This window comes from Haloferax sp. KTX1 (assembly GCF_902410085.1).
Classification (GTDB): domain Archaea; phylum Halobacteriota; class Halobacteria; order Halobacteriales; family Haloferacaceae; genus Haloferax; species Haloferax massiliensis.
In genome coordinates this window covers 95,647-119,031 of record NZ_CABPRH010000011.1, presented here as the reverse complement: position 1 = coordinate 119,031, position 23,385 = coordinate 95,647, and the positions used below count along the sequence as shown (strand labels likewise).

Annotated in this window: 24 protein-coding genes; 7 read left to right on the top strand and 17 right to left on the bottom strand. The window is 68.5% G+C overall.

Going from position 1 to position 23,385, the window contains the following annotated elements; genetic code table 11:
• Window positions 1-22 precede the first annotated feature (22 nt).
• Window positions 23-781 carry a Sir2 family NAD-dependent protein deacetylase gene (locus FY251_RS16450; RefSeq protein WP_148416154.1) on the bottom strand — a complete coding sequence of 253 codons (759 nt, stop codon included), beginning with the start codon at window positions 779-781 and terminating at the stop codon, window positions 23-25.
• Window positions 782-919: 138 nt separating this feature from the next.
• Here FY251_RS16450 and FY251_RS16445 point away from each other — a divergent pair, with 138 nt between their 5' ends.
• Complete coding sequence (locus tag FY251_RS16445; RefSeq protein ID WP_148416153.1) at window positions 920-1,939, top strand: phosphoribosylaminoimidazolesuccinocarboxamide synthase; 1,020 nt, start codon at window positions 920-922, stop codon at window positions 1,937-1,939.
• A gap of 43 nt (window positions 1,940-1,982) precedes the next feature.
• Here FY251_RS16445 and FY251_RS16440 read toward each other — a convergent pair whose 3' ends face one another.
• Both FY251_RS16440 and FY251_RS16435 read right to left on the bottom strand, forming a co-directional pair.
• On the bottom strand, window positions 1,983-2,201 hold the full coding sequence (locus FY251_RS16440; RefSeq protein ID WP_148416152.1) for a DUF4175 domain-containing protein: 219 nt from the start codon (window positions 2,199-2,201) through the stop codon (window positions 1,983-1,985).
• Window positions 2,202-2,262: 61 nt separating this feature from the next.
• Window positions 2,263-3,246 (bottom strand): formyltetrahydrofolate deformylase, encoded by a 984-nt coding sequence (locus FY251_RS16435; protein ID WP_148416151.1) that lies wholly within the window; start codon window positions 3,244-3,246, stop codon window positions 2,263-2,265.
• 321 nt (window positions 3,247-3,567) lie between these two features.
• Here FY251_RS16435 and purS point away from each other — a divergent pair, with 321 nt between their 5' ends.
• Together purS and purQ are read left to right on the top strand one after the other, a co-directional pair.
• Window positions 3,568-3,819, top strand: coding sequence for a phosphoribosylformylglycinamidine synthase subunit PurS (gene purS / locus FY251_RS16430; RefSeq protein WP_004969187.1), 252 nt, complete (start codon window positions 3,568-3,570; stop codon window positions 3,817-3,819).
• 1 nt (window position 3,820) lies between these two features.
• Window positions 3,821-4,495 (top strand): phosphoribosylformylglycinamidine synthase I, encoded by a 675-nt coding sequence (gene purQ / locus FY251_RS16425; RefSeq protein WP_148416150.1) that lies wholly within the window; start codon window positions 3,821-3,823, stop codon window positions 4,493-4,495.
• Between the two features lie 504 nt (window positions 4,496-4,999).
• Here purQ and FY251_RS16420 read toward each other — a convergent pair.
• Both FY251_RS16420 and FY251_RS16415 read right to left on the bottom strand, forming a co-directional pair.
• Complete coding sequence (locus tag FY251_RS16420; RefSeq protein ID WP_148416149.1) at window positions 5,000-6,082, bottom strand: archaeosine biosynthesis radical SAM protein RaSEA; 1,083 nt, start codon at window positions 6,080-6,082, stop codon at window positions 5,000-5,002.
• Between the two features lie 79 nt (window positions 6,083-6,161).
• Complete coding sequence (locus tag FY251_RS16415) at window positions 6,162-7,007, bottom strand: DICT sensory domain-containing protein (RefSeq protein ID WP_148416148.1); 846 nt, start codon at window positions 7,005-7,007, stop codon at window positions 6,162-6,164.
• 115 nt (window positions 7,008-7,122) lie between these two features.
• Here FY251_RS16415 and FY251_RS16410 point away from each other — a divergent pair, with 115 nt between their 5' ends.
• A complete protein-coding gene (locus FY251_RS16410; protein ID WP_148416147.1) occupies window positions 7,123-8,202 on the top strand; it encodes a hypothetical protein in 1,080 nt (359 codons plus the stop codon).
• A gap of 126 nt (window positions 8,203-8,328) precedes the next feature.
• Window positions 8,329-10,260, top strand: a complete 1,932-nt coding sequence (locus FY251_RS16405) for an aldehyde ferredoxin oxidoreductase family protein (protein WP_148416146.1) — start codon at window positions 8,329-8,331, stop codon at window positions 10,258-10,260.
• A gap of 52 nt (window positions 10,261-10,312) precedes the next feature.
• On the opposite strand, the gene FY251_RS16400 is transcribed toward FY251_RS16405, so the two are convergent.
• The gene (locus FY251_RS16400; RefSeq protein WP_148416145.1) at window positions 10,313-10,939 is read right to left on the bottom strand and encodes a hypothetical protein; all 627 of its coding nucleotides are present in this window, start codon (window positions 10,937-10,939) and stop codon (window positions 10,313-10,315) included.
• Window positions 10,940-10,990: 51 nt separating this feature from the next.
• Window positions 10,991-11,674: a hypothetical protein gene (locus FY251_RS16395; RefSeq protein ID WP_148416144.1), complete on the bottom strand. Its 684-nt coding sequence runs from the start codon at window positions 11,672-11,674 to the stop codon at window positions 10,991-10,993.
• Window positions 11,675-11,913: 239 nt separating this feature from the next.
• Between FY251_RS16395 and FY251_RS16390 the strand changes: the two genes are divergently transcribed.
• A complete protein-coding gene (locus tag FY251_RS16390; RefSeq protein ID WP_148416143.1) occupies window positions 11,914-12,417 on the top strand; it encodes a hypothetical protein in 504 nt (167 codons plus the stop codon).
• A gap of 129 nt (window positions 12,418-12,546) precedes the next feature.
• On the opposite strand, the gene FY251_RS16385 is transcribed toward FY251_RS16390, so the two are convergent.
• The 10 genes from FY251_RS16385 to FY251_RS16340 all read right to left on the bottom strand — a co-directional run bounded on the left by FY251_RS16385 (window position 12,547) and on the right by FY251_RS16340 (window position 21,668).
• Entirely contained in the window at window positions 12,547-12,885 is a 339-nt protein-coding gene (locus FY251_RS16385) for an AzlD domain-containing protein (RefSeq protein WP_148416142.1), read from the bottom strand.
• Complete coding sequence (locus FY251_RS16380) at window positions 12,886-13,581, bottom strand: AzlC family ABC transporter permease (RefSeq protein ID WP_148416141.1); 696 nt, start codon at window positions 13,579-13,581, stop codon at window positions 12,886-12,888.
• A gap of 67 nt (window positions 13,582-13,648) precedes the next feature.
• Entirely contained in the window at window positions 13,649-14,089 is a 441-nt protein-coding gene (locus FY251_RS16375; protein ID WP_148416140.1) for a hypothetical protein, read from the bottom strand.
• Window positions 14,086-14,343: a hypothetical protein gene (locus tag FY251_RS16370; protein ID WP_148416139.1), complete on the bottom strand. Its 258-nt coding sequence runs from the start codon at window positions 14,341-14,343 to the stop codon at window positions 14,086-14,088. The genes FY251_RS16375 and FY251_RS16370 overlap by 4 nt, the downstream gene beginning before the upstream one ends.
• A gap of 1 nt (window position 14,344) precedes the next feature.
• Entirely contained in the window at window positions 14,345-14,623 is a 279-nt protein-coding gene (gene samp3, locus FY251_RS16365; RefSeq protein WP_148416138.1) for a ubiquitin-like modifier protein SAMP3, read from the bottom strand.
• Between the two features lie 269 nt (window positions 14,624-14,892).
• Window positions 14,893-15,192, bottom strand: a complete 300-nt coding sequence (locus tag FY251_RS16360) for a HalOD1 output domain-containing protein (RefSeq protein ID WP_187367425.1) — start codon at window positions 15,190-15,192, stop codon at window positions 14,893-14,895.
• Between the two features lie 443 nt (window positions 15,193-15,635).
• Window positions 15,636-17,549, bottom strand: coding sequence for an archaea-specific SMC-related protein (locus tag FY251_RS16355; protein WP_148416136.1), 1,914 nt, complete (start codon window positions 17,547-17,549; stop codon window positions 15,636-15,638).
• Window positions 17,550-17,584: 35 nt separating this feature from the next.
• The gene (rdfA, locus tag FY251_RS16350; protein WP_148416135.1) at window positions 17,585-18,229 is read right to left on the bottom strand and encodes a rod-determining factor RdfA; all 645 of its coding nucleotides are present in this window, start codon (window positions 18,227-18,229) and stop codon (window positions 17,585-17,587) included.
• A gap of 191 nt (window positions 18,230-18,420) precedes the next feature.
• The gene (locus tag FY251_RS16345; RefSeq protein ID WP_148416134.1) at window positions 18,421-19,428 is read right to left on the bottom strand and encodes a DUF1616 domain-containing protein; all 1,008 of its coding nucleotides are present in this window, start codon (window positions 19,426-19,428) and stop codon (window positions 18,421-18,423) included.
• A 62-nt stretch (window positions 19,429-19,490) separates the two neighbouring features.
• Complete coding sequence (locus tag FY251_RS16340) at window positions 19,491-21,668, bottom strand: DUF4129 domain-containing protein (protein WP_148416186.1); 2,178 nt, start codon at window positions 21,666-21,668, stop codon at window positions 19,491-19,493.
• 259 nt (window positions 21,669-21,927) lie between these two features.
• On the opposite strand from FY251_RS16340, the gene FY251_RS16335 reads away from it, so the two are divergent.
• Window positions 21,928-23,373: a DUF58 domain-containing protein gene (locus FY251_RS16335; RefSeq protein ID WP_148416133.1), complete on the top strand. Its 1,446-nt coding sequence runs from the start codon at window positions 21,928-21,930 to the stop codon at window positions 23,371-23,373.
• Window positions 23,374-23,385 lie beyond the last annotated feature (12 nt).

Here is a 23,385-nt window from a genome sequence, read left to right as displayed (position 1 = left end):
TCACGAAGTCACGCGGTCGCGGTCAGATTCGTTTTTCGACCTCGGGGAGGAACGCTGCGAGGTCCCCGCGGACGAGGCGGTCGGCGCGGTCGTCGTACTGCGTCGCGTCGAAGTTGACGACGACGAGCGAGCCGCCCTCGGCGGCGCGGCCGGCGAGGCCCGCCGCCGGGTGGACCGTCAGCGACGACCCGAGCGACAGGAACACGTCGGCGTCGCCGGCGAGGCGGTTCGCCTCGCTGTAGGCGACCCGCGGGAGGTGCTCGCCGAACAGGACGACGCCGGGCTTGAGCAGGCCGCCGCAGTCGCCGCACCGAGGCGGCGCGTCGCCGGCGCGGACCGTCTCGAACGCGGGTTCGGCGTCGGTTCGCGCGCCGCAGTCCTCGCAGACGACCTCCGCGGCGTTGCCGTGGAGTTCGACGACGCGGTCCGACCCGGCCTCGCGGTGGAGACCGTCGGTGTTCTGCGTCACGACCGCGTCGAGGACGCCCCGCGATTCGAGGGCCGAAAGCGCCTCGTGGCCGGGATTCGGTTCGACGCCGTCGGGGAACATGCGCTCCTGTAAGCGGACGCGGTCGCGCCAGAAGCCGGCGGGGTCGTCGACGAAGCGGTCGCGGTGGAACGACGCCGGGTCGAACTCGGTCTCCCAGATGCCGTCGTCGCCGCGGAAGTCGGGGATGCCCGAGGCCGTGCTCATCCCCGCGCCGGTGAAGGCGACGGCCGTGTCGGCCTCGCGGAGTCGGCGGGCGACCCACGCGGCGTCTGATTCGAGGGCAGCGTCCATAGCCCGACGGACGGGCCAGCCGCGAAAAAGCGATGCGATTCGCTCGGTGAGCGCGTTCGTGCATATAATAGAGTCTCCTGCGACCGAGATACGCACGGAAGTGGAAGCTTCTTAGTGGGATGAGTCCAGAGGACGACCATGACCAGCGTGAAGGACTTCCGCGTCGAGGAGGAGCCGACGGCGACCGACCTCGGGCGGGGCCGCTTCGTCTTCTCGGACCGCTACTCGGTGTTCGACTGGGGCGAGATGCCCGACCACGTCCCGAACAAGGGCGCGAGCCTCTGTCTCATGGGCGCGTACAACTTCGAACTGCTCGACGTGAACCACGTCCCGACCCACTACCTCGGGGTCGTCGAGGACGGCGAGGTCAAAGAGCTCGGCGAGTGCGAGTCGCCGCCGACGGAGATGGCCATCGAACTCACGCAGGTGCCCGACCTCCCCCACGTCGACGGCGCGTACGACTACGACGCCTACCACGAGGCCGCCGGCGACAACTACCTCATCCCGCTGGAAATCGTCTTCCGCAACACCGTCCCCGTGGGGTCGAGCCTCCGGCGGCGCGGCGAGCCCTCGGAGTACGGCCTCGACGCCGACGAGTGGCCCGACGAGGCCGTCTCCCTCCCCGAACCGGTCGTGGAGTTCTCCACGAAGTACGAGGAACAGGACCGCTATCTCTCCCGGGAGGAGGCCGACGACATCGCCGGGAAGGTCGACCTCGACCGCCTCGAAGAGCTCGCGCTCGCCGTGAACCACGTGCTGACCGAGCGCGCCGAGACGGCCGGCTTCGACCACGAGGACGGCAAAATCGAGTGTCTCTACCACGACGGCACCGTCAAGGTCGGCGACGTGGTCGGCACGTTCGACGAAAACCGGTTTTCCTACGGCGGCCAGCAGGTCTCGAAGGAGGTCGTCCGCCAGTACTACAAGCGCGTCCAGCCCGAGTGGGTCGCGGCCGTAAAAGACGCGAAGGCCGAGGCCATCGAGACGGGCGAGCCGAACTGGCGCGAGCACTGCGCGGTCGAACCCGACCACCTGCCCGCCGACATCGTCGAGGCGCTGTCGGACCTCTACTGCGCCGGCACCAACGCCTACGTCGACCACGACTGGTTCGACGCGCCGGCCATCGAGGACGCCGTGGCTCGCGTCCGCGACCTGTAGTCGGTCGCCGAGCGAGCAACGCCGGTTTTCGTCTGTCCCCTTCTCACGACGCGTCGTTCTCCCCGACGAGGAATCGCCAGCCTCGGCGGAGGAGTTGGACGACGCCGAGCGCGAAAAACACCGTCGCGCCGGTCACGACGCCCGGTTCGACGCCGGGAAGGAGCGGGATGAAACCGAGTTCGTGTGCGGCGAGGAGGACGGTCGCCACGAGCCACAGCGCGTAACAGCCGAGGGCGACGCGATGGCGGAGGGAGACGGGCACGGCTCCGAGTCGTGGCGGCGGCAAAATAGGTCTGCTGGTGGTCGCCCCACTCAGCGTCGCCTCAGTCCTCGGACGGGTCGGGCGCGAGCGCCTCGCGCTCGCCGAGGGCGTCGATGATGCCGTCGACCGGGCGGTCGGGGTTCGACGCCTGCGCCTCGCGGGTGAGGCCGAGTTGGTAGCGCTCGGGGTCGGCGCTCTCGCGGAGGCTGGTGCGCCCGCGGTGGACTGAGACGTCGTTGTTGAGGTGAAGCTTCACGGCTTCGAGGAGCGCGTCGGCCTCCAGCGGCTGACCGCGTTCCTTTATCTCCTCGATGGTGGCGTCGTCCGGCACGTCGAAGGCGCGCTGGGCGATGATGGGCCCCTGGTCGAGGTCGGTCGTCACGTAGTGGGCGGTGACGCCGGCGATGCGGACGCCCTCCTCTTTCGCCTGCCGGTAGGCGGCCGCGCCGGGGAACGCCGGGAGCAGCGACGGGTGGATGTTGATGATGCGGTCCTCGTAGCGGAAGACGACGTTCGGGCCGAGGATGCGCATGTAGCGCGCGAGGACGATGAGGTCCACGTCGTACTGTTCGAGGAGGTCGAGCAGGCGCTGTTCGTTGGCGGTGCCCTTCTGGTCGCCGATGTCGTGGAAGGGGACGTCGTAGTGGCTCGCCAGCGGTTCGAGCGTGTCGTGGTTGCCGATGACGACCGAGATATCAGCGCCGAGGTCGTCGTTGGCCCACGCCTCGAACAGCGCTTCGAGGCAGTGGGACTCCTTCGTAACGAGGACGGCGATTTCGCGGGTCTCGCGGTCCGAGGGGAACCGGACCTGCACGTCGACGCCGAGGTCGTCGCCGAGGTCGGACAGCGCCGCCCGAAGCTCGTCGCGGGAGCAGGTCATCTCCGCGGTGTCGGCGTGGAGGGTCATCCGGAAGATTCCCTCGCGGACCGCCTGGTCTAAGTCCTCGACGTTGATTCCGCGCTCGAACAGCAGGGTGGTCACGTTCGCGATGAGTCCGGTCTTGTCTCCTCCGATGACCGTGATTTCGGTGAGTTCGCGAGTCATACCGTCACCTCCAGCTGTTCGAAGCTGAACATACCCGTCCTGCGTCGGCGAACGGTAAACCGCTGTCGTTCTCCGCAAGCGGATTCCTCCGGAACGACCGTGAACTACCGAAAGGGCGTCGAACGCGTCCGACTCGCTTCGCGCGACCTCGCGTTCGAATCCCGGACGGAGCGCTCGCGCTCACGAACGGCGCGGACCTCGACGGCCGCGACGTAACGCGGTCGTCACCGCCGTAACTGCCGATTCGAACTGATACGCACATCTGTGTATATCAAACACGACCCAAAACCGTTTTTGCACATGACCGCGCATCGCCACCTGATGACCACTTACACCGCGACGGTGACGGTGCGCCTCAAGCGCGGCGTGCTCGACCCGGAGGCGGAGACGACGAAGCGCGCGCTGGAACGACTCGGGTTCGAGCTCGACGCGCTACGCTTCACCGAACGCTACGAGGTGGACCTCGACGCGGCCGACGCCGACGAGGCCGAGGCCCGCGCCGACGAGATGGCAGAACGCTTGCTGGCGAACCCGACCATCCACGACTACGAGGTCGCGGTCGCCGAGGCCTGAGATGATCGCAGTCGTGCAGTTCGGCGGCTCGAACTGCGACCGCGACGCCGTGCGCGCGCTGTCGGACCTCGGGTTCGACGCCGAGCGCGTCTGGCACGAAGACCCCCTGCCCGAGGCGACGACGGGAATCGTGCTCCCCGGCGGCTTCTCGTACGGCGACTACCTGCGCGGCGGCGCGATGGCCGCCCGCTCGCCCATCATGGGGTCGGTCCGCGAGGCGGCCGACGACGGCGTCCCCGTCCTCGGCGTCTGCAACGGCGCACAGATCGGCTGCGAGTCCGGGCTCACCCCCGGCGCGTTCACGACGAACGCGAGCGCCCGCTTCCAGTGCGAACGCGTCTACCTCCGCGTCGAGAACGCCGACACGCGCTGGACCGCGGCGTACGAGGAAGGCGAGGTCATCGAACTCCCCATCGCCCACGGCGAGGGTCGCTTCGAACTCGACGCCGAGCGCTACGAGGAACTCGAAGCCGACGACCGGATTCTGTTCCGCTACTGCGACGAGGACGGCGACGTCACCGACGAGGCGAACCCCAACGGCTCGCTCGGGAACGTCGCGGGCGTCCTCGGCGACAGCGAGTCCGTCGCGGTGCTGATGCCGCACCCCGAGCGGGCGTCGCTCCCGCAACTCGGCAACACCGACGGTCGGGGCGTGCTGGCGGGCTTCGAGGGATAGGGGTATAAAAAAGACCGTCCGCCGCGGTGGCGGGCGGCACGGGGCCGGTTGGCGAGTGAAGCGGCGTACACGATGAGCGATGTTGGAGTGTCGAGGTTTCCGGCCCGCATGCCGCGTGCTATGGGGCGAGAGCGCAGGGAGCGTCCGTGGCGATCCACGCCTCGGTGTTCTCCTCTTCGCGTATCTCGAACCACCCATCCGCGTAGTAGACGGTCTTGTACGTGTGTTTCGTCATGATGGCGGGCGGTTCGGATGGACACGTCCGAACCACCGAATATGACAACGACTCACACCCTCTTTGATACGAATATCCTATTCGACGGTTAGGGGTCAGTTACTCTGAGACGTCACACCCTAACGCGGCCGAATCGGAGGAAATTCGGGGAGATACTGGACGAACAGTCACCGGTTCGGGACGGGACGGGACGGGACGGGACGGCTCCGTTCGCGGCGGGCGTCGGGCCGCGCGGGGAGATGCGATTCGGGGGGCTCAGCGCGCGGCGCTCACTTGACGAGCGGCATGTTGTAGCTCGTCTCGTTGTCGAGGACGAACTCCCACGTCGCCTCGCAGTCGCAGGACACCTGGTCGAAGACGCTCGGGTCCTGTCGGAGGTTGAAGTCCTTGACCGCCTTGAACACGAGTTCGTCGCAGTCGCCGCAGTTGTGCGCGCCGCGTTCCTGCCCGCCGCCGACGGGGTCGGAGACGACGATGGCGTCCACGTCGGCCGTCTCGCGGAGCGCGTCGGCGACCGACCAGAGCCACGGCGGGCGATAGCCGCCGTTGAAGAACAGCTCGTCGACCATCGTGTAGCGCTGGACGTTCGTCGGGTTCATCGAGACGGTGTGGCAGTTGTCGACCGCCGCACACCGGCGGATGGAGGACTTCATGTCGTCGAGCGCCTCGGGCTCCGAGAGGAACGGCGGCTTCATCAGGAGGTACGCCTTGACGCCGCCGCCGGCCGCGGCGGCCTCCTCGCAGGCGTCCTCGAAGTCCGCGAAGTCGAAGTACTTGTTCACGCAGTCGTGGCGAACGCGGTCGGTGGCGGTTTCGAGGCCGATTGCCACGTCGGTTTCGAGGCCGCGGTCGGTGAAGTCCGCCAGCTTCTCGCGCGTGACGAAGTCCGGGAGCGACTCGACGACCATGCGGTCGCGGTCGGCGAACGTCTCGGCGATGGCGTCGCGGGTCTCGGCGGGCACCTCGCGCTCGTCGAGGAACGAGCCGGAGGTGTAAATCTTGATGAGACCGGCTTTCTCGCCGTCGTCCATCTCCTCGGCCTCGTGGTCGAGACAGACCTGAATCTGGTCCATCAGCGCCTCGTGGGCGACGGTGCCGCCCTCGACGGACTCCGCGACGTAGCCGCACATGGTACAGCCGCCGGCGCGCGCCCACCGACAGCCGCCGGTGTTGAGGATAATCGTCAGCGAGTCGTAGACGCCGTCGGGCGTGTTGTCCTCGTCTAACCACACCCGGGTCGGCTCGTGGGGGTCGTAGGTCTTCTGCTTCCGCGAACGGATGTCGCGCATCACCTTGTTGTGCGCGTCCATCCCGCGTCCCCGCTCGTAGACCTCGGGGCTCGGCTTACTCATTGGATACCCGTATCGGACGGGTGCGTAAAGCGGCTTCGTCTGGGTGCGGCCGGCGGCGGTCGCCGGCCTGTCCCGCCGCTCACATGTTCCGCGAGATGTAGCGGTCGATGTCGGCGACGAGCGACGGCCGGAACGTCCAGTAGCCCTCCCACCGCCTCGGTTCGGTCTCCAGCGCGAGGAGGGCGACGGGCTGACCCGGAGCCGCGCCGTCGACGCTCCCATCGCCCGGTCGCCGCCCGTCGGTCGCACCGCCCGCCCCGGACGACTCGGTCGGGCCGTCGTCCGGCGGCGTGTAGACGACGAACCACGAGTCGTAGAAATCGTCCGTGTAGCCGCCGTGGGTCAGGAGGCCGGAGTCCGACGGCGGGGACCAGTCCGGAATCCCGTAGACGTGGGTCTGCACGTCGGTCGACGCGACTTTCTGGTAGACCGCTCGCGTCCCGCGTTCGTCTTCGATTCGGGAGAGCCGTTGGAACGACGACCGCAGCCTCCCTCGCCCGGCGCGCCACGCGTGTCGCTCGATGTACCGCGAAATCGCCACGAGAAGGAGTTTCTCCTTGTCCGACTCGGGATAGCCCCGGAGGGAAAACGGCACGTCGTCGAGTCGCGTGAGCACCGACGGGAGCTCGAACTCGTCGAGTTTCGTCTGGCCCGTCTTGTAGAGGTCGGAGTTCACGAGGAGGACGGCGTCCATCACCTCCGACAGCGGCGAGGTGGCGACCACCTCCCGCTCGTCGGCCGTCCGCTCGGTGAGCACGACCACGTCGTCGCCGCGGTCGTCGTCGGACAGCTCGTCGACGTCGACCGGCTGGTCGGAGAACGTGGTTTCGAGCATTCGCTGGACGGGGTCGGGTGCCGAGCGATTGACCACGGAAAGCGACCGGCTCGCGGCGTCAATCGCGTCGAGGTAGCTGTCGAGTCCCATCTAGTCGTGAGAACGACTGACCGCCGACGAAATAGCTGTTTTGGAGGCCGGAGCCGCGACGGGTTCGGCGGCCGCGGCGACAGGCGTTCATATGCGTCGCGCCCGTAGGTGAGGTATGGAGCGCCGCACGCTCCTCTCGCTTCTCGCGGGCGGCGTCGCCGGACTCGCCGGGTGCGGGACGCCGGACGGAGAGACGGAGACGCCGACGCCAGAGGAGGGGACCGACGCGCCGACCGCGACGCCGACGACCGAAGCGCGCGTAGAGCGGTCGCTGACGCTCTGGAACCCGACGCCGGACCCCGTGTTCACGACCGTCGTCGGCGTCCGCGGCGACCGCGACGCGTTCTTCGAGAACCGCGACCTGTTGCCCGGCGAGCGCGCCGCGCTGTCGGTGGCGGTGCCGACCGGAGAGACGGCGGTGCTCGTCGAGACGGACTCCGGCCTGCGGGCGCGCTCGACGTGGACCGTCGACGCGGCGTTCGAGGGGCTGGAGGTCGTGCTCGGCCGAGACGACGCGGCGTTCTGGCGGACCGTCTCGTGCGACGCGCGGGGGGCGTGTTCGCTCGCGGCGTCGCCCCCCGACGACGGGCCGAGAATCGACCTCCCGCTCGTCGGCGACGGCTCAGCACGGTGGTACGCGCCCGCGGGCGTCGTCGTCGAAAACCCCGGTCCAGAGACGACCGCGCGGCTCCGCATCGACCTCGGTGACACGGCGCTGGTCGACCGCGCGTACCGCGTCCCCACGGGAGCGCGGCTGTCGGTGCCGGTGACGTACCGAAGCGGGAGCTACCGCGTCGAAGTCGAGACCGACGACCGGCGCGTCGAGGCGGCGTGGCCGGTGCCCGACCAGCCGACGAAGTACGTCGACGTGTCGAGCGGGGCGACCGGCTGCGGTCCCGCGAACACGACGCTCACGGTCGCCAACCGCGACGGCGAACCCCACCGGCTCTCGCTCCGGGTCGACGCCGCGGGCGGCGGCGAGTCGTTCGACCGCGTGCTCGCGCTCGACCCCGGCGAGGTCCGCGAACTCGTCCCCGTGACGACCTCCGGGGGCCACGCCGTCTCGGCGAGCCTCGAAACCGGCGCGACGGCCTCGGGTACGTGGTGGTCGTGCCCGCCGCGGGGCCCCGCGAGCGTCGTCGTCGACGCCACCGGAACCGTCGCGCTGCGGGCGGCCGGCCCGCAACCGGGATGAGTCGCACGGATTGCCGCAATCCCGTGACGGTCCGGCGTCGGTTCGCGCCGGCGTAACCACTATCGGTTACTCGGAGGTGGGAATCACTAACCCGACAGCGACCGTATATAACTAACGAGGATTACAATGACTGAACTCGGTGGTTATCACGACAGGGTCGCTCGGGTGGACCTGTCGTCAGGCGACATCGCGTACGAGGGAATCGACGACGAGGACGCAAAGAAGTACATCGGGGCCCGCGGCCTCGGCGTGAAGTACGTCTTCGACCAGGGACCGGACGTGGACCCGCTGGGACCGGACAACCTCCTCGCGTTCATGACCGGCCCGCTCACCGGCACGCAGACCGTGATGAGCGGCCGAATCGCGGTCGTGACGAAATCCCCGCTCACGGGGACCGTCACCGACTCGCACCACGGCGGCTGGAGCGGCGCGCGCCTCAAGTGGTCCGGCTTCGACGGCCTGCTGTTCGAAGGCAAGGCCGACCACCCGGTCTACGCGGTCATCGAAGACGGCGAACTGACGCTCCACGACGCCGGCGACCTCTGGGGCAAGGGCGTCCACGAGACCATCGAGACGCTCGAAGGCGAGGTCGACGGCAGCCTCGGCAAGAACCTCTCGATAATGGCCATCGGCCCCGGCGGCGAAAACGAGGTCAGATACGGCTGTATCATCAACGAGGACGACCGCGCGTCCGGCCGCGGCGGCACGGGCGCGGTCATGGGCTCGAAGAACCTCAAGGCGGTCGTCGTGAAGTCCGGCACGCGGATGCCGAAGCCCGCCGACGCCGACACGTTCAAGCAGGGCTACCAGCAGGCGATGCAGCTCATCCGCGAGTCCGAGGTCACCGCGCCCAACGAGGGCGGCCTGTCGCTGTACGGGACGAACGTGCTGATGAACGCGGGCGAGGAACTCGACGGCCTCCCGACGAAAAACGGGAAGTACACCTCGACCGCGGCGATGCGAGACGCCGAGGGCGTCGACATCGACTCCGAGCGCGTCTCCGGCGAGAACGTCCGCGAGAACATCCTCGTCGACGAGCCGACGTGTCACTCCTGTCCCGTCGCCTGTAAGAAGGAAGTCGAGGTGTCGGTGATGCACAAAGGCGAGGAGCTGAACGTCCGCGGCGAGTCCTACGAGTACGAGTCCGCCTACGCGCTGGGCCCGAACTCCGGACACACCGAGCGCGACGAGATCGCCGTCATGATCGACCGCTGTAACGACATGGGCGTCGACACCATCGAGATGGGGAACATAATGGCGATGGCCATGGAGATGTCCGAACAGGGCAAGCTCGACGACCTGAGCGAACAGCTCGACTGGGGCGACACCGAGCGCATGATCGACCTCATCACCGAGGTCGCCAACCGCGACGGCGACCTCGCCGACGCCCTCGCGGAGGGCGCAAACGGCCTCGCCGAGCGCTTCGACGCCCACGACAACTCGCTGGCCGTCAAGGGCCAGACCATCGCGGCGTACGACCCGCGCTGCATGAAGGGGATGGGCATCGGCTACGCCACCTCGAACCGCGGCGCGTGTCACCTCCGCGGCTACACGCCGTCCGCCGAGATTCTCGGCATCCCGGAGAAACACGACCCCCACGAGTGGCGCGGGAAGGGCGAACTCGTGGCGCTGTTCCAGGACATGCACGCCATCTCGGACTCGTTCGACATCTGCAAGTTCAACGCGTTCGCGGAGGGCATCGAGGAGTACGTCCTGCAGTACAACGGCATGACCGGCCGCGACGTGACCGAAGAGGAACTGCTCGAAACCGGCGACCGCATCTACACGTTAGAGCGGTACTACAACAACCTCGCCGGCTTCGACGGCGCCGACGACTCGCTGCCGGGACGCTTCGTCGAGGGCGACGAGGCGATGCCCGGACAGGGCGCGTCCGAGGGCCAGCTGTGCGAACTCGACGAGATGAAAGAGGAGTACTACGCTCGCCGCCAGTGGGTCGACGGCGTCGTCCCCGACGAGCGTCTCGCCGAACTCGAAATCGACGTCGGACCCGGCACGGGCGTCTCCCGCGGCGACTCGCCCGCGCCCGCCGACGACTGAGCCGCCAGCTGGGCCGTCCGAACGGCCCGGCCGCGGTCCACACCCGCACGAATCACGCTTTTTTCGACCGATTGCGAACCGCAGTAGCGACGAGTCCGCCGACGAGCGCCGCGGCGGCGACGACACCGAGCCCGGTGAACACCATCGGCGAGACGAGCGGGAAGTCGAAGACCGGTCCAACGAGATGGAACGCGGCACCGACGACCGCGGCTCCCGCGGCGAGCCGAACCGAACCCTCCCCGCGGTACGCCCGCGTCCCGACGCGCCCGAGCGCGAGGCCGTAGGCGACGAACGGGAGTTCGTACACCCAGTAAATCACCGGGAAGCCGCCGGCGGCGAAGGTGTAGAGCCGGTAGTGGTCGCCCTCGTAGACGACGGCGTACAACCCCTGACCCGGGGCCGTGTAGTCACTGTAGAAAAAACGGTCCGGCCAGTCCTCGTCGCCGTAGACGACGTGGGAGCCGTCGGGCGACTCGATGGCCCGCCGAACCGCGTCCTGTGCGTCGGCGTCGAGTTCGTCGTACCGGAGCACGGGTGTCTCGTCTCGGACCTGGGACGCGTCGATTTCCGACGCGGAGAACGACACCTGCTCCGACCAGTCGGCCATCGTCACCGGCGCGCCGACGAGCGAGAGCGCGACGAGGAGCGCGACGACCGAGACGACGAGTCGCCGGGACATAGAGGCTCTGTGTGAGCAAAGCGGTGAATATCTTCTGGGGAGCGACGCCGGCTACCGGAACGGGCGAAGCGACGCCGCCGCCCCGCCGAGGCCGCCGAAGACGAGGCCGTACACCAGCCCGGAGAACGCCCCCCAAAGCGGGAGGCCGACCGAGTCGCCGTCGAGGTCGGTCGGGTGAAAGCCGGTCGAACCGACGCGGACGACTCCGTCCGCGTTCGGGGGCACGTCGCCGAGGCCGACGCGGGCGACGAGCGCGGCGACGGCGACTGCGGCGGCGAAGCCGAAGGCGACGGACGACCCGGTGGCGAACCCCTCGGCGGGGCGTCGGGACCACGCCGTGAGGCGCGCCGTGACGACGCCGACGAGAAAGAGGCAGGCGGGCGGCAGCGCGCCCAGCCAGTACCACGGGTCGGCGGGGCCGTCGAGTCCATCGACGAGGTTGCGGAGGACGACCGCGCGGCCGGGGCCGGTCGTCTCGACGAGTCGAACGGGCAGACCCATCGCGCCGCCGAACGTCCAGACGGGGACAAACGGGGCCGGCACGGGTTTTCCGGCGGTCATCTCGGTCGCGGCGTCGAGCGTCGAAAACGAGCCGTCGGTGGCGAAGGCGAGCCAGCCGGCGACCGCGAGCGTGCCGACGACGAACGCGGCGACGCCGGCGGCGAACCCGGTCGGGAGAAGGGCGCGACCCTCGTCGCTGGGGAACGAGTAGCGGCGCGGGGACGGGGAGGGCATACGTGCGGTCGTGGTCGCCCGCGAGACGAGTATCTTGGGGGTTGATGGCGCTGTTGAAATTCTCAGAATTTGACACGTACGGCGTGACACAGACAGAGGGTGAGTTCAGCAATCCGCCATTCTGTGTTTCACAGTTGATGGAGTGAACAAACGATAGGATGGGCGTTCGGGTCTAACAGTCGATTCATTATGAACCTGTTTTGCAGAAAGTACTTACCACAATTAATCATTTTTTCACCATGGTCCACCTCAATAGAAGATTACTCTATTGCCTCCTTCTCGTTTGTCTCATGGTGTCGCTCGCAGGTTGTGGGTCGCTCGGCGCATCATCATCTGGAACGCCGACTACTGAGACCACTTCGACAGCATCACCGTCAACGACAACAGGAGGAGTCCACGGTAATACGTACCCAGTCCGCATCGACGTATCAGTCAGTGTCGTCAGCAACGCGTCGGCGCTCGACGTTGAGGTTCCAACGCTCGCAGAAGCAAATCTCACAGAGGAGCAGCGAACGGCGGTGGTCACTGCTATCGAAGCAGACGAATCCGTTTCATGGAGCGGTCAAAGTAACGAGACCCCGCCGGCTCAACTTCGGGCACTAGTCGCAGCCTCCGACCGCCTCCCACCATCACCCTTCGAGCGGGACCCAGCAGGGGCGTGGCGAGTCGCCCGCGAGACGACGGGTTACGTCACCTACCAGAACGCGACGTACAAACTCCAAATGGTGAAAATAGCACCGTAAAAACTCGCCAGATGCCGACCGGTCAATGACCGACTTGCACCCTGTATTCAGCACGGTCTCAACAAACGATCAGTAATTGAATACTTCAACAGAACCGGGCCGATAGCTGGCGTGAGGATGGGCGGCGGTTCAGACGACGAACCGGAGAATCCAGAGCGCGCCCATGCCGACGAGGATGGTGGCGAGCACGCGTTCGGTGTACCACGCGGCGAGCGCGGCCAACGCGCCGGCGACGAGTTTCTCGTTGCCGACCGAAACCGCGAGGTCGCCCGACGGCGCGAGGAGCGCGGGGAAGACGAGCGCCGCGAACACCGCCGCGGGGACGTACTCAAGCGCCGATTCGACCGTCGGCGGCACATCGTCGATGCGGCCGAACAGGTAGATAAACGAGCCGCGGATGGCGAACGTGAGGACGCCCGCGAGGGCGATGACGAGCCAGACCGTCGCCGAGTCGTAGCCGGTCGGCATTCAGGCGTCGCCTCCGCGCGATTCGACCGCGAGGCCGGCGAGGACGCCGACGACGGCCGCGACGATGATGTCGAGGTGGAACGGGACGCCCGCGACGACGACGCCGGTGGCGACGAGGCCGCCGACAAGACACGACGCGCCGGAGGCGCGGTCTTTCAGCGTGGGGACGAGCAGGGCGAGAAAGACCAGCGGTGCGGCGAAGTCGAACCCCCACACGGGCGGGAGCCCGGAGCCGAGGAGCGCGCCGGCGACGGTCGTCACCTGCCAGACGAGCCACAGCGACGCGCCCGCGCCGAAATAGTACGCGAAGCGGTCGGTCTCGCCGTCGCGGCCGTAGCGGGCGATGGACACCGCGTACGCCTGATCGGTCAGGAGGTACGACGCGAGCGCCTTCGACCGGGCGGTCAGGTCGCGGAAGTACGGCGCGATGGAGGCCGAGTACATCATCGTCCGGAGGTTGATGACGACCGCCGTTCCGACGACGATGGCCAGCGGCGCGTCCGCGCCGAGGAGTTCTATCATGGCGAGTTGCGACGCGCCCGCGAAGACGACACTGGAAAAGCCGAGGGCGTGCGCGACCGACAGCCCCTGTTCGACGGCCGCGACGCCGGCGACGAGGCCGAACGGCGCGATGCCGAGTTGGAGCGGCCCCGCGGCCCGGACGCCGTCGAGGAGGTCGGAAGAAACGGTTGGCATCTGTCGGTAGCAGGTCGTCGTCCCCGAAATAGGCGTCTATCGTCGGGCGGATTGCCGGCTTTTCCGCCTACCGACTGACGACGGCGACCTCGCGGATTTCGAGCGCCGTCTCGAACTCGTCGCGTCGGTCGGCGTCCGCACCGACGCGCCGGAGGTGCTCGGCGTGCGCCCGGCGGACGGCGTCGACCTCGCGGTGCGAGAAGTCGAGGTCGAGTCCCTTCGTGTCCCAGTGGCCGAGGGGGACGAGGTACACCGCCGTCTCGTCGTCCTCGTGGACGCATTCGAACCCCTGTGCGTACTCGCCGGTCCGCCCGTCGAGATACGCCTGCGCCCGGTCGAGCAACAGCGGGAGATTGCTGGCTGGGACGCTCGCCTTCGCGGCCGCGAGCATGATGGCCGTGCCGTCGATGGCACCGCCGCGGGGCGCGCCGTCGTCGCCGTCCGGCGCGAGGCGTTCGCTGAGTCGTTCGCGCCCCGGTCGCCGCTCGCCGTCTGCTCCCACGGTCATCCCCCCGCGCGCATCGCTTTCTGCGCGAACCGCTTGACGAGGTCGTCGAGCGTCTCCTCGTCGCCCTCGAACGAGAGCCGTACCTCGGTGAGTTGGATACTGCTCGTTATCGTGACCTCCTCGGTCTCGATATCGACGGTCCAGTCGGGACCGACCACGCGGCCGTCGCCGTCGGCTTCGCCCCCGAGTCCTTCGAGGTACTGAATCGCGAGTCGGGGGGAGATGCCGCGAAACGCCCGCTGTCGGCGCGCCACGTCAGCCCCCCGCGACCGGCGGGAAGACGCTCACGGCGTCCCCGTCGTCGAGCGTCGTGGCCATCCCGTCGAGGTGAACCACCTCGCGCCCGTTTTTCAGCACGTTCACGTGCGGTTTGACCTCGCCGTCTTCGATGAGTCGCCCGGCGAGGCCGTCGTACTCCGCTTCCAGCGACCGGAGGACGTCGCCGACCGTCGCGTCGTCGTCGGCCCGCCACGAGATGGTCTTCTGGCCGACCACCTCCCGAAACGTCGCAAAGAAGCGCAATTCGAGTTCCATACCCCTTTTCGGCGTCCCCGAGACAAAAAGGTACGTCGCGGGGGCGCGAGGAAATCCAGGCATCGTCACCGGGAACAGGTGTGCATACAAACTACAATTACGATGCCGGAACGTTCTCAACCAACTAAGTCGTTCGGGCCGGGAAACGTTCCGGTAAAGCGTATTTCTCAAACGTATTTGATACCGATTCGGGGTGAATCGAGGCGAGATGGTCGGTCCGTTCGGCGACGGTCGGCCCGTCCCGAGCTGGTGCCGAGCGGGCCGCCCGATTACCGTCCCGCGTCGCGGACTTCGATGCGGCCGACGGACTCGACAGTGACGACGAGGTCGGCGTAGTCGAATTCGAGCGACGCACCCGATACGCGCGGCGCACCGGGCGTGTCGCAGCCGAACAGGGCGTCGAGGGCGTCGGTGTCTACGTGCTCTGTGAGCGGCGGTAACTCCGCGTCGCGGCGGATGTGTTCGTTCACGGCCGCGACGACCGCTTCAGAGACGGGCTCGGTACGCTCGCAGTCGTACCAAACCCGTGTCGGTTCGAACTCGTCTCGGAGCTGCGTGTCAGATTTGATGATAGCTTCGTCCCCCCAGTATCGTCTGTTCGATATGTCTCCTCTATCTGTTATATTTCTTGCGTACTATCGGTATGTGCCCACGATAGTGGTAAAATTGCACAATATAAAAACCCGAGAGACGGTACTGAACGGTTCGAGCGGGGCGAATCATCGAGGCGGTCGAGCCGAGGGAGCGGTCGAAACGGTCCCGGGACACGTCGCCGCGAGAGTACTCGGCGCGGCCTCCTGTCTGTCGGACGCGGATTCGAACCGGGACTGGGTCGTTTCCGAGACCGTCTCGAACAGAGGCCGCGAGTCTATCGCGCCCGCTGTCTGTGTCACGCCGCTCGTGTCGCAGGACGGGGTTCAACGGAAACCGAGCGAGACGCAGTCGGACGGGAGCAAAACGAAGCGGAGACGCGGAACGCGGCGCGGACTGCCCGCACTCACGGGCCGGTGAGTCAGGCGGTCGGCGTCACGTCGGTGCCCCACGTGACGCGCCGGTACGACGCGTCGAGGGCCTGGGCGTCCTCCGGGAGGAGCGCCGCGACGAGGAACGTCGAGTACTGCTCGAAGTGGTCGACCAGCGCGGCGATGCGCTCGGCGTCGATGGCCTCGACCGAGTCGAGGAGCATGAACGGGACGGTCTCGTACACCTCGTGGACGAGGTAGCCCGCGAGGGCGAACACGAGGCCGACGACCTCGCGCTCGCTCTCGCTGAGGTGGTCGATGGAGTCCTCGTACACCGCGCCGGAGTCCGACGCGCGGACGATGTGAAGTTCGAACTGGGTCTTGTCGACCTTGCGACGGCCCTCGCGGACCCGGCGTTCGACCCGCTCCAGCCAGACGCGCTCGATGTTGTCGTAGCCGAGGAGACCGAGCACCGTCTCCATCTCCTCGTTGAACGACTCGGCCGCCGCGGTCGTGAGCGAGCGGATTCGGGTCCGTGCGGTTTCGAGGTCTTCGTCCACCTGTTCGCGTTCGGCTTCGAGTTCCTCGCGCTCGTCGAACCGGGCGTCGAGCGCGTCGAGGTCGTCGTGAACGGACGCGAGCTCGTCGCGCTTCCGGTCGAGCGCGAACTCGACCTCGTTGAGCTCTTTGTGGAGTTCGATGAGGTCCCCGTCGGCCTGTCCGCGGAGGTCCGACGCGTCGGCTTCGAGCGCTTCGACCCGCTCGGCGAGCTCCTCGCGCCGCTCGGTCAGCGACTCTATCTGCCCGGTCCGGCGGTCGCGTTCGGCCCGTTCGGCGGCCCGCATCGACCGTTCGAGTTCGTCGAGTTCGCGGCGGAGTTCGGCGCGCTCCTCGCGTTTCTCGTCTCTGACCTCGCGGAGGCGGTCGGTCGTCCCCCGAATCTGGTCGCGGTCGACCTCGGTGCCGCAGGTCCAGCAGGTGGTGGTCTCCGACGAGACGAGCCGGTCGGTCACCGAGCCGTCGCCGTCGACCGGGCCGAGCGAGTCCTCGACGAGGTCGGCCTTCCCGTCGAGCACGTCCTCCGTGTACTGGACGACGGTCTGGAGCTCCGAAATCGTCGAGTTGAGCGACTCGATTCGCGACCGAATCGACTCGATGCGGTCGCTCGCCTCGCCGGGGTCGACCGCCTCGGCGTCGAACGAATCGAGCTCCGTCTGTAGCTCGCCGCGCTCCTCGCGGAGCGATTCGACGCTCTCGCGCTCGCTTTGCAGGCGGAAGCGGACGGTTTCGAGGTCCGACCGCGCCGACTGGAGGTCGGACAGCACCTCGTCTAACGCCGCCTGATTCTCGCGTTGGGTCTCTACCGTCCGGTCTTCGGCGTCGATTTCGGCTTCGAGGTCGTCGCGCTCGGCTTCGAGCTCCTCGATTTCGGCTTCGAGGTCGTCGCGCTTCGATTCGAGCGACCGCCGGTCGGCTTCGAGCGAGTCGAGCGAGTCGAGTCGCGTTTCGACCTGCGAGCGCCGCGACCGGAGACGCTCGATTTCGGCCTCGATAGCCTCGGTGTCGACCGGGGCCATGATGACGTCGTGGAGGTCGCGCTCGGCGACGACCGCCCGCCGCGCCTCGTTCGAGCCGAGGAGGAACGCAAAGCGGTCCGCCGTCGTCGTGTCTCGGAGGTACGGCGTCCCGTCGGTCGAGACCGTACCGTTCTCGCGCGAGAGGATGCGGGTGTACGTCCGGCCGTCGAGTTCGAGTTCGACCGTCCCCTCGTCGGCGTCGCCCTTGAGACTGACCGCGTCGCTCCCGCACGCACCCATGAGCGCGCGAAGGAAGGACGTTCGGTTCGTCGCGTTGCGGCCGGTGAGAACGGTGACGCCGGGGTCGAGTCTGACGGTCCGCTCGTCGATGCCGCCGATGTTTCGTATGCGGACAGTCGCTGCCTGAAGTGCCTCTGAATCGTTCATGTGTCGGATGTTGGTGTGTTGGTGAGCCCGAACCGCTACTCGTCTCCGTCGTGGTCGCAGTCGCAGTGCCCGGATGAAAGGAGCGCCGTCGGGGTCATTCGCGTGTCGCAGTCGGTACAGGTGACTCTGATGTCGACTTCGACCTCATACGCGCCAATGAAGACCTCCTCGGCCTTTACTAGGCGGTCGATAACGTCGATAGTCACGGTGCGAAGTCGGGACCGGAGCTTTCGAATCGTCGCGAGCCCCGACTCGGTCGCGTCCGTCTCGTCGTCGGTGTCGTCGCGTTCGACGTTTCGGTGTCGCTTGAGGTAGTTGTACACCGACTGGTAGGAGATGATGTCGGCCTCTAACTGCTCGACATCGACGCCGCGCTCGCGGAGCGTGTTCCGCGCGTCGGTGCGGCTTCCCGCGGTCACGTCATCGCTCGTCAGGAGTCGGTGAAAGTTCTCCGCCTCCCCTTCGAGGACGTGCGCGCCGGCCTCGTCCAGCGCGGCCCGAACGAGTCGCTCGTTCACGTCGCCTTCCAGTTCGCGGAGGCTCCGTTGCGGTCGCCCCTCGCCGAGCCACGCGTCGACGAGATCGTCCCCGAGGCCGTCGAGCCCGTACCGGTCCGCGATGCGTTCGATTTTCGGACCTCGGCCGCCGCGGCGGGAAACCGTTCTTCCAGAGTCTCGCATTGTGACCTCGCTGGCGAAAGCTTGGGGTGCAACACCCTAAACGTTACTTATGGATTATCAGAGATGATAAAACTAGAACACGAACGAGTTACACGAGCAACGCTCCGGTTTTTTCGGATTTCGGGGATGTACAGTGAAATATCAGCAGGCCGGGTGACCGCGCGCCGCCCGACCGCGGTCGGGTTCGGCCGTCAGTTCTCGCGAACTGTCACCCAGAGGTGGACCTCCCGGTAGGCGTTGTCGACCGTCGGCGACGCCGGCGGCGCGCCCTCGTAGAGGAGGTACGTCAGTCGCAGGCGCTCGCCCGTCATCGTCGGGCGAACCTCGTGTGGCTCGTGCCACGTCTCGTTGCGTTCGAGCCGGGGGGTGAACGTCCGGAGCCGCTCGGACTCCACGACGGTCGTCGAGTTGTTCGACACCTCGACGCGCTGGAGCACCGCGACGACGGTGTAGTTCATCGCCCGGTGTTCCCGATTGCCGACGCCGAGAACGAGCGACGCGGACTCGCCGCGGACGAGTTCCTCCGGGTAGCTGTCGGCGGTGAGTTCGCTGTCGCCGTCTTCGGTCAGGAGGTACAGCTCGGTGAACGACTCGCCGTTCTTCGGCACCGCCACCGCGTAGCCGACGCTCGTGGTCGCGAGAACCACGCTCACCACGAGGACGACGTTCAGCATCGCGTCGGTCCGCGACGCCGGCTCGAACAGTTCGTCGCGCGCGGCGGCGACCCAGCGCTCGTACGGGACCACGAGCCGCTCGTCCTCGGGGAGCGCCGACCGCCGGGCCGCCGCGAACGCCGTGGCGACGAGCGCGAAGCCGCACACGACGACGAGGATGGGAACGAGCCGTAGCCCCCACGGGGTGAAATTGAGGACGAGGCCGAGAAGCGGGACGACCGCGATGCTCGTCCCGAACGACAGCGCCACCCGCTCGATGCCGTCGATACCGTCAGTCCGCTCGTGGTCCTCGGGGGCGTCTATCGGCGGGCCGCGCTCGGGAAACAGCGCCGCGATGAGCGCGTAGCCGGGGGCGAAAAGCAAGAACGCGAGGCCGACGACGTCCCGGAGCGGCGTCCCCGCCAGTCCGGGCGTGAGCGTCGCAATGAGCGTGAGCGCGACCCCCGCGACGACGGCCGCGAGGTCGGCCGGGAGGCTGCGGAGGGGTTCGGGGAGGAACAACCGCCAGTCGTGGCGCTGCGACATCTATTCGAGGTGGGAGACACGAGCACAAAAATCATTTGTCGGCCGCGGCGTCCGCGGCCGCGCTACTCGGCCGCGCCGACCGCTTCCGACGCGTCCGCATCGCCGGCCGAATCGGGCGATTCGAGCGCGTCGGACCCGGACGGGTCGGCGAGCGAGCGGGCCGTCTCGACCAGTTCGGCGGCGTGTTCGTCGCTCACCGAGAGCCCGCTGTAGGCCGCGCGCTCGTAGCCCGCGGTCAGCGATTCGAGCGCGTCGGCTGACGCGACGTCGGCGTCGACGCAGCGGTCGCAGAACTCCCAGTGGGTCGCGGCGTCGTCCACCCCCGCGGCGGTTCCGAGCGACGCCCGGACGCCCGCGTAGGCGACGACCACCGCGTCGTTCGGCCGGCCGGCGTCGAGGGCGTCGACCGCCGACTCCAGCGTCGGCGTCCTCGTCGCCACCGGTTCCGAGTCGCCCGCATCGTCGTCGGCCGACGCGGCCGACTCGTCGGCGACCGCCGCCCGTACCGAGTCGCCAGCGCCGTTCCGTCGGAGGAGAACGGCGGCGGCGAGACCGACCACCGCGAGTCCGGCGACGACCCACGCGAGGTCGAGCGGGTCGAACGGAAGTCCGTCGGACGCGTCGCTTCCGGTCGCGGCCCCGCTCGAAAGCCGGATACTCGCCGTCGCGGCCGACGATTCGAGGTTCGTCCCCCCGCCGTCGAACGCGGCCGAGACGGTCGCGTTCTCGGCGCTGGCGTCGCTCGGGAGATCGAACGTCGCCCGGTACGCGCCCGACCGGCCGGTCGTCGCCGACGCGACCGCGCGTCCGTCGACGCTGACGGCGACCGTCCGACCGCGCACGGCCTCGCCCTCGTCGGTTTCGAGGCGGCCGTCGACGACGACCGTCCCGTTCCCGGTCCCGCGGGCGCTCGCGTCGAGCGCCGTCCCCTCGGTTTCGAGCGGGACCGACGCCGTCGCGGGGGCGAACGTGACCGCCCTGCCGTCGCCGTCGGGCGCGACGCGGAGCGAGGCCGCCCCCGTCGCGGTCGCCGGGACGGTCGCCGAGACGGTCGACTGGCCGCTCGCGTCCGTCGCCGCCGCGGTCGCCGGCGACCCGGCGAACGTCGCGGAAAGCGGGTAGTCGGTCACCGGCGACCCGTTCACGCGAATCGTCGCGCGGGCCGAGACGGCGTCGGCGTAGCCGTAGGGCGACGCGGACGGCTCCGAGAGGTCCGCGGTCGCGTTCACCTGCGAGACGGCGACGGGGACGGCCCGCTCCGTCGCCTGATACATCGACGTGTCGTTCGGGAGGTACCGGACCACGAGCGACGAGGTGCCGGCGGGAATCCGCGTCGGCCGGTAGGTCAGTTCGAACGAGCCGTCGGCGTCGACCGCGGCTCGAACCGTCTGCCCGCCGACCGCGAAGCGGGCGGTCGTCGCCCGCACCGGCGTGCCGTTATCTGCGACGAGCGACCCCGAGAGGACGAGCGGGTCGGTAAAGGAGATGTCCCGGTCGTAGTCGTCGACGGCGAGGCGGGTGGCGACGAACTCGCGGGAGACGATCTCCTCGCGCCGTTCGGAGATGTTCGCCTGCACCGCCTCGATCTGGGCGCTGCTGTCGGTCAGGTCGCTGTCGGTTCGGTTCGAAATCGCGTCGAACGCCGCCAACAGTCGGTCGGACTGCGTTTCGCCGTCCTCGGCGAGGCGCGTCAGTTCGCGGGCGAGTTCGCGGGCGCGCTCGTCGTCTCCCGCCTGCCTCGCCGCCTCGTACTCGCGGCGCGTCTCGCGGAACTCGCTGACGGTGTCGACGTACTCCCGTTGGGTCTCCCCGACGGTGCGGTACTCCTCGCCCGCGCCGTCGCCGCCGGCCTCGCCCTCAACGTCGACGTACTTGGCCAGCGAGTCGTCGTAGTCGTCGCCGAGCGCCGCCTTGGCGGCCTCGTACTCGCCTCGGCTGAGTCGCAGGCTGCTCGCGCTGATGTCGCCGTTGAGTTCGCCCGAGAGGTACGAAAGCAGACGGTCGAATTCGTTCTCGTCGCCGACCTCGTCGGGGTTCTCGTGGAGGACGCCGGTGCTGTTGTTCGTCTCGTTGGCGGTCTGTCGCGGCGGCCCCGCGGCCGGCCCGAGCGCCGAAACGCGGCCGGTGCCCGGGCCGAGAGACGCCGGTGCGGCCGCCCCGTCCCCGGACGCAGCGGGAACCGCGCCCGCGGAAACCACGGTCACGGGCGCTGTCGCGACGAGACAGGCGACGACGAACATCGTCCAAAGCAACCGCGCGGGGCGGCCCGATTCTCCACGCACTACCCGTAGCCAGACGGGGGGAGCTAATGGGTTTTGGCATTCGGCTGACGCTCCGCGGACGGGCGAGTCGCGTGATTCGCAGACTGCGCGGGGTTAACAACCGATTTAACGGTTGATTGAGCCCCCGGGTCAGCCCCGGTTCGTCGGGGGGCGCGCGGCCGACAGCGGCCCGCGCCAACACAAACATTCAACTTGGCCGGCACGAATCGAATCCACGATGCTTCCGACCCGCCGGTGGGCCGCGCTCGCAGGCGTCGCCTGCTTTCTCGCCGTTTACGCGGTCGTTCTCGACGAACCGACGCCGCTCGTCGCCGCCTGCGGCCTCGCCGCGTGGCTCGTCGTCGCGCAGGTCGACGCCGTCGGGACGATGCGGGCGGTCGACCGCGACCTCTCGGCGACCGTCTCGGTCGACCCCACGTCGGTCTCCGTCGGTGACCGCGCCGCGGTGACGCTGACGGCGTCGCTGCCCGAGGCCGTCGACGCGCCGGTCAGGGTCGAACTCGTCGCGCCGCCGAGCGTGAACGCGCCGGAGCGGCCCCGCCGGACGGTCGCGTTCGACCCCGGCGACACCGAGGGGTCGGTCACGTACAGCGTCGAGTTCCCCGTCGCCGGGCGAATCGCGTTCGACGAGGCCGCCGTCGACATCGAGGGCCGCGCCGGCCTCTTCACCGAGACGGTGACGCTCGACCTCGACGCCCGCTGTCTGGTCGAACCGCCGGCCCCCGACGGCATCCACGTCGGCCGCGGCGGCGAACTGGTCGGCGCGACCTTCGGCGACCACGCCAGCGACCAGACCGGCCCGGGCCACGTCCCCCACGAGACCCGGCAGTACCTCCCCGGCGACACGCTCTCGCAGGTCGACTGGAAGACCACCGCGCGGATGAACCACCCGTACATCCGCGAGTTCGAATCGGAGTCCGACTACCTGCTGTCGCTCGTGGTCGACTGCGGGTCGCACATGAACCGCGGGCCGACCGGGCGAACGATGCTGTCGTACGCGCGGGAGGTCGCGCTCGGCCTCGTCGACGCCGCGGAGTCCCACGCCGACCCCGTCTCGGCGCAGTTCGTCGGGGACGCCGCGACGACGTGGGAGTTCGGCCCCTCCTCGTCGTCGAACGCCTACCAGACGGTCCGGCGGCGACTGCTCTCGATAGCGCCGACCGCCAGCCCGCGCCGACCGGTCGGCGCGTCCCGGCCGGTCGCGCCGGAAGACGCCCGCAAGCGGAGCCGCCGCCTCGACGGCGACGACTCGGCGTTCGCGGAGACGCTCCGCCCGTACCTCAAAGACGGCGAGAGCTACGTCTCGCGGGTCAGCGACCGGCCGCTTTTCGACGCGGTGAAGTCCGCGTGCTCGCGGTCTGACCGACAGGACCACCTCGTGCTCGTGACGGACGACTCGGCGAAAGTCGAGACGTACGAGGCGGTCGTCGTCGCGTCGAAGCGGACCAGTCAGACGAGCGTCTTCCTCACGCCGACGACGTTCTTCGACGACGCGGCCGAAGGCGAGACCGTCGAGGCGGGCGGCGCGGGCGACGCGACCGGGTTCGTCGCCTTCGAGGAGTTCAGAAAGCGCCTCGAACGCCTGCCGAACGTCACCGCCTACGAGGTCGCCCCGAAGGGCTCGATTGAACTGGCGACGGGACGGGCCACCGCAGCGGAGTGAACACCGATGGAG

Coding starts and splice junctions, on each gene's coding strand:
- FY251_RS16450 (WP_148416154.1), bottom strand. CDS start 781: ATGGACGCTGCCCTCGAATCAGACGCCGCGTGGGTCGCCCGCCGACTC.
- FY251_RS16445 (WP_148416153.1), top strand. CDS start 920: ATGACCAGCGTGAAGGACTTCCGCGTCGAGGAGGAGCCGACGGCGACC.
- FY251_RS16435 (WP_148416151.1), bottom strand. CDS start 3,246: ATGACTCGCGAACTCACCGAAATCACGGTCATCGGAGGAGACAAGACC.
- purS (WP_004969187.1), top strand. CDS start 3,568: ATGACCACTTACACCGCGACGGTGACGGTGCGCCTCAAGCGCGGCGTG.
- purQ (WP_148416150.1), top strand. CDS start 3,821: ATGATCGCAGTCGTGCAGTTCGGCGGCTCGAACTGCGACCGCGACGCC.
- FY251_RS16420 (WP_148416149.1), bottom strand. CDS start 6,082: ATGAGTAAGCCGAGCCCCGAGGTCTACGAGCGGGGACGCGGGATGGAC.
- FY251_RS16415 (WP_148416148.1), bottom strand. CDS start 7,007: ATGGGACTCGACAGCTACCTCGACGCGATTGACGCCGCGAGCCGGTCG.
- FY251_RS16410 (WP_148416147.1), top strand. CDS start 7,123: ATGGAGCGCCGCACGCTCCTCTCGCTTCTCGCGGGCGGCGTCGCCGGA.
- FY251_RS16405 (WP_148416146.1), top strand. CDS start 8,329: ATGACTGAACTCGGTGGTTATCACGACAGGGTCGCTCGGGTGGACCTG.
- FY251_RS16400 (WP_148416145.1), bottom strand. CDS start 10,939: ATGTCCCGGCGACTCGTCGTCTCGGTCGTCGCGCTCCTCGTCGCGCTC.
- FY251_RS16395 (WP_148416144.1), bottom strand. CDS start 11,674: ATGCCCTCCCCGTCCCCGCGCCGCTACTCGTTCCCCAGCGACGAGGGT.
- FY251_RS16390 (WP_148416143.1), top strand. CDS start 11,914: ATGGTCCACCTCAATAGAAGATTACTCTATTGCCTCCTTCTCGTTTGT.
- FY251_RS16385 (WP_148416142.1), bottom strand. CDS start 12,885: ATGCCGACCGGCTACGACTCGGCGACGGTCTGGCTCGTCATCGCCCTC.
- FY251_RS16380 (WP_148416141.1), bottom strand. CDS start 13,581: ATGCCAACCGTTTCTTCCGACCTCCTCGACGGCGTCCGGGCCGCGGGG.
- FY251_RS16375 (WP_148416140.1), bottom strand. CDS start 14,089: ATGACCGTGGGAGCAGACGGCGAGCGGCGACCGGGGCGCGAACGACTC.
- samp3 (WP_148416138.1), bottom strand. CDS start 14,623: ATGGAACTCGAATTGCGCTTCTTTGCGACGTTTCGGGAGGTGGTCGGC.
- FY251_RS16355 (WP_148416136.1), bottom strand. CDS start 17,549: ATGAACGATTCAGAGGCACTTCAGGCAGCGACTGTCCGCATACGAAAC.
- rdfA (WP_148416135.1), bottom strand. CDS start 18,229: ATGCGAGACTCTGGAAGAACGGTTTCCCGCCGCGGCGGCCGAGGTCCG.
- FY251_RS16345 (WP_148416134.1), bottom strand. CDS start 19,428: ATGTCGCAGCGCCACGACTGGCGGTTGTTCCTCCCCGAACCCCTCCGC.
- FY251_RS16340 (WP_148416186.1), bottom strand. CDS start 21,668: ATGTTCGTCGTCGCCTGTCTCGTCGCGACAGCGCCCGTGACCGTGGTT.
- FY251_RS16335 (WP_148416133.1), top strand. CDS start 21,928: ATGCTTCCGACCCGCCGGTGGGCCGCGCTCGCAGGCGTCGCCTGCTTT.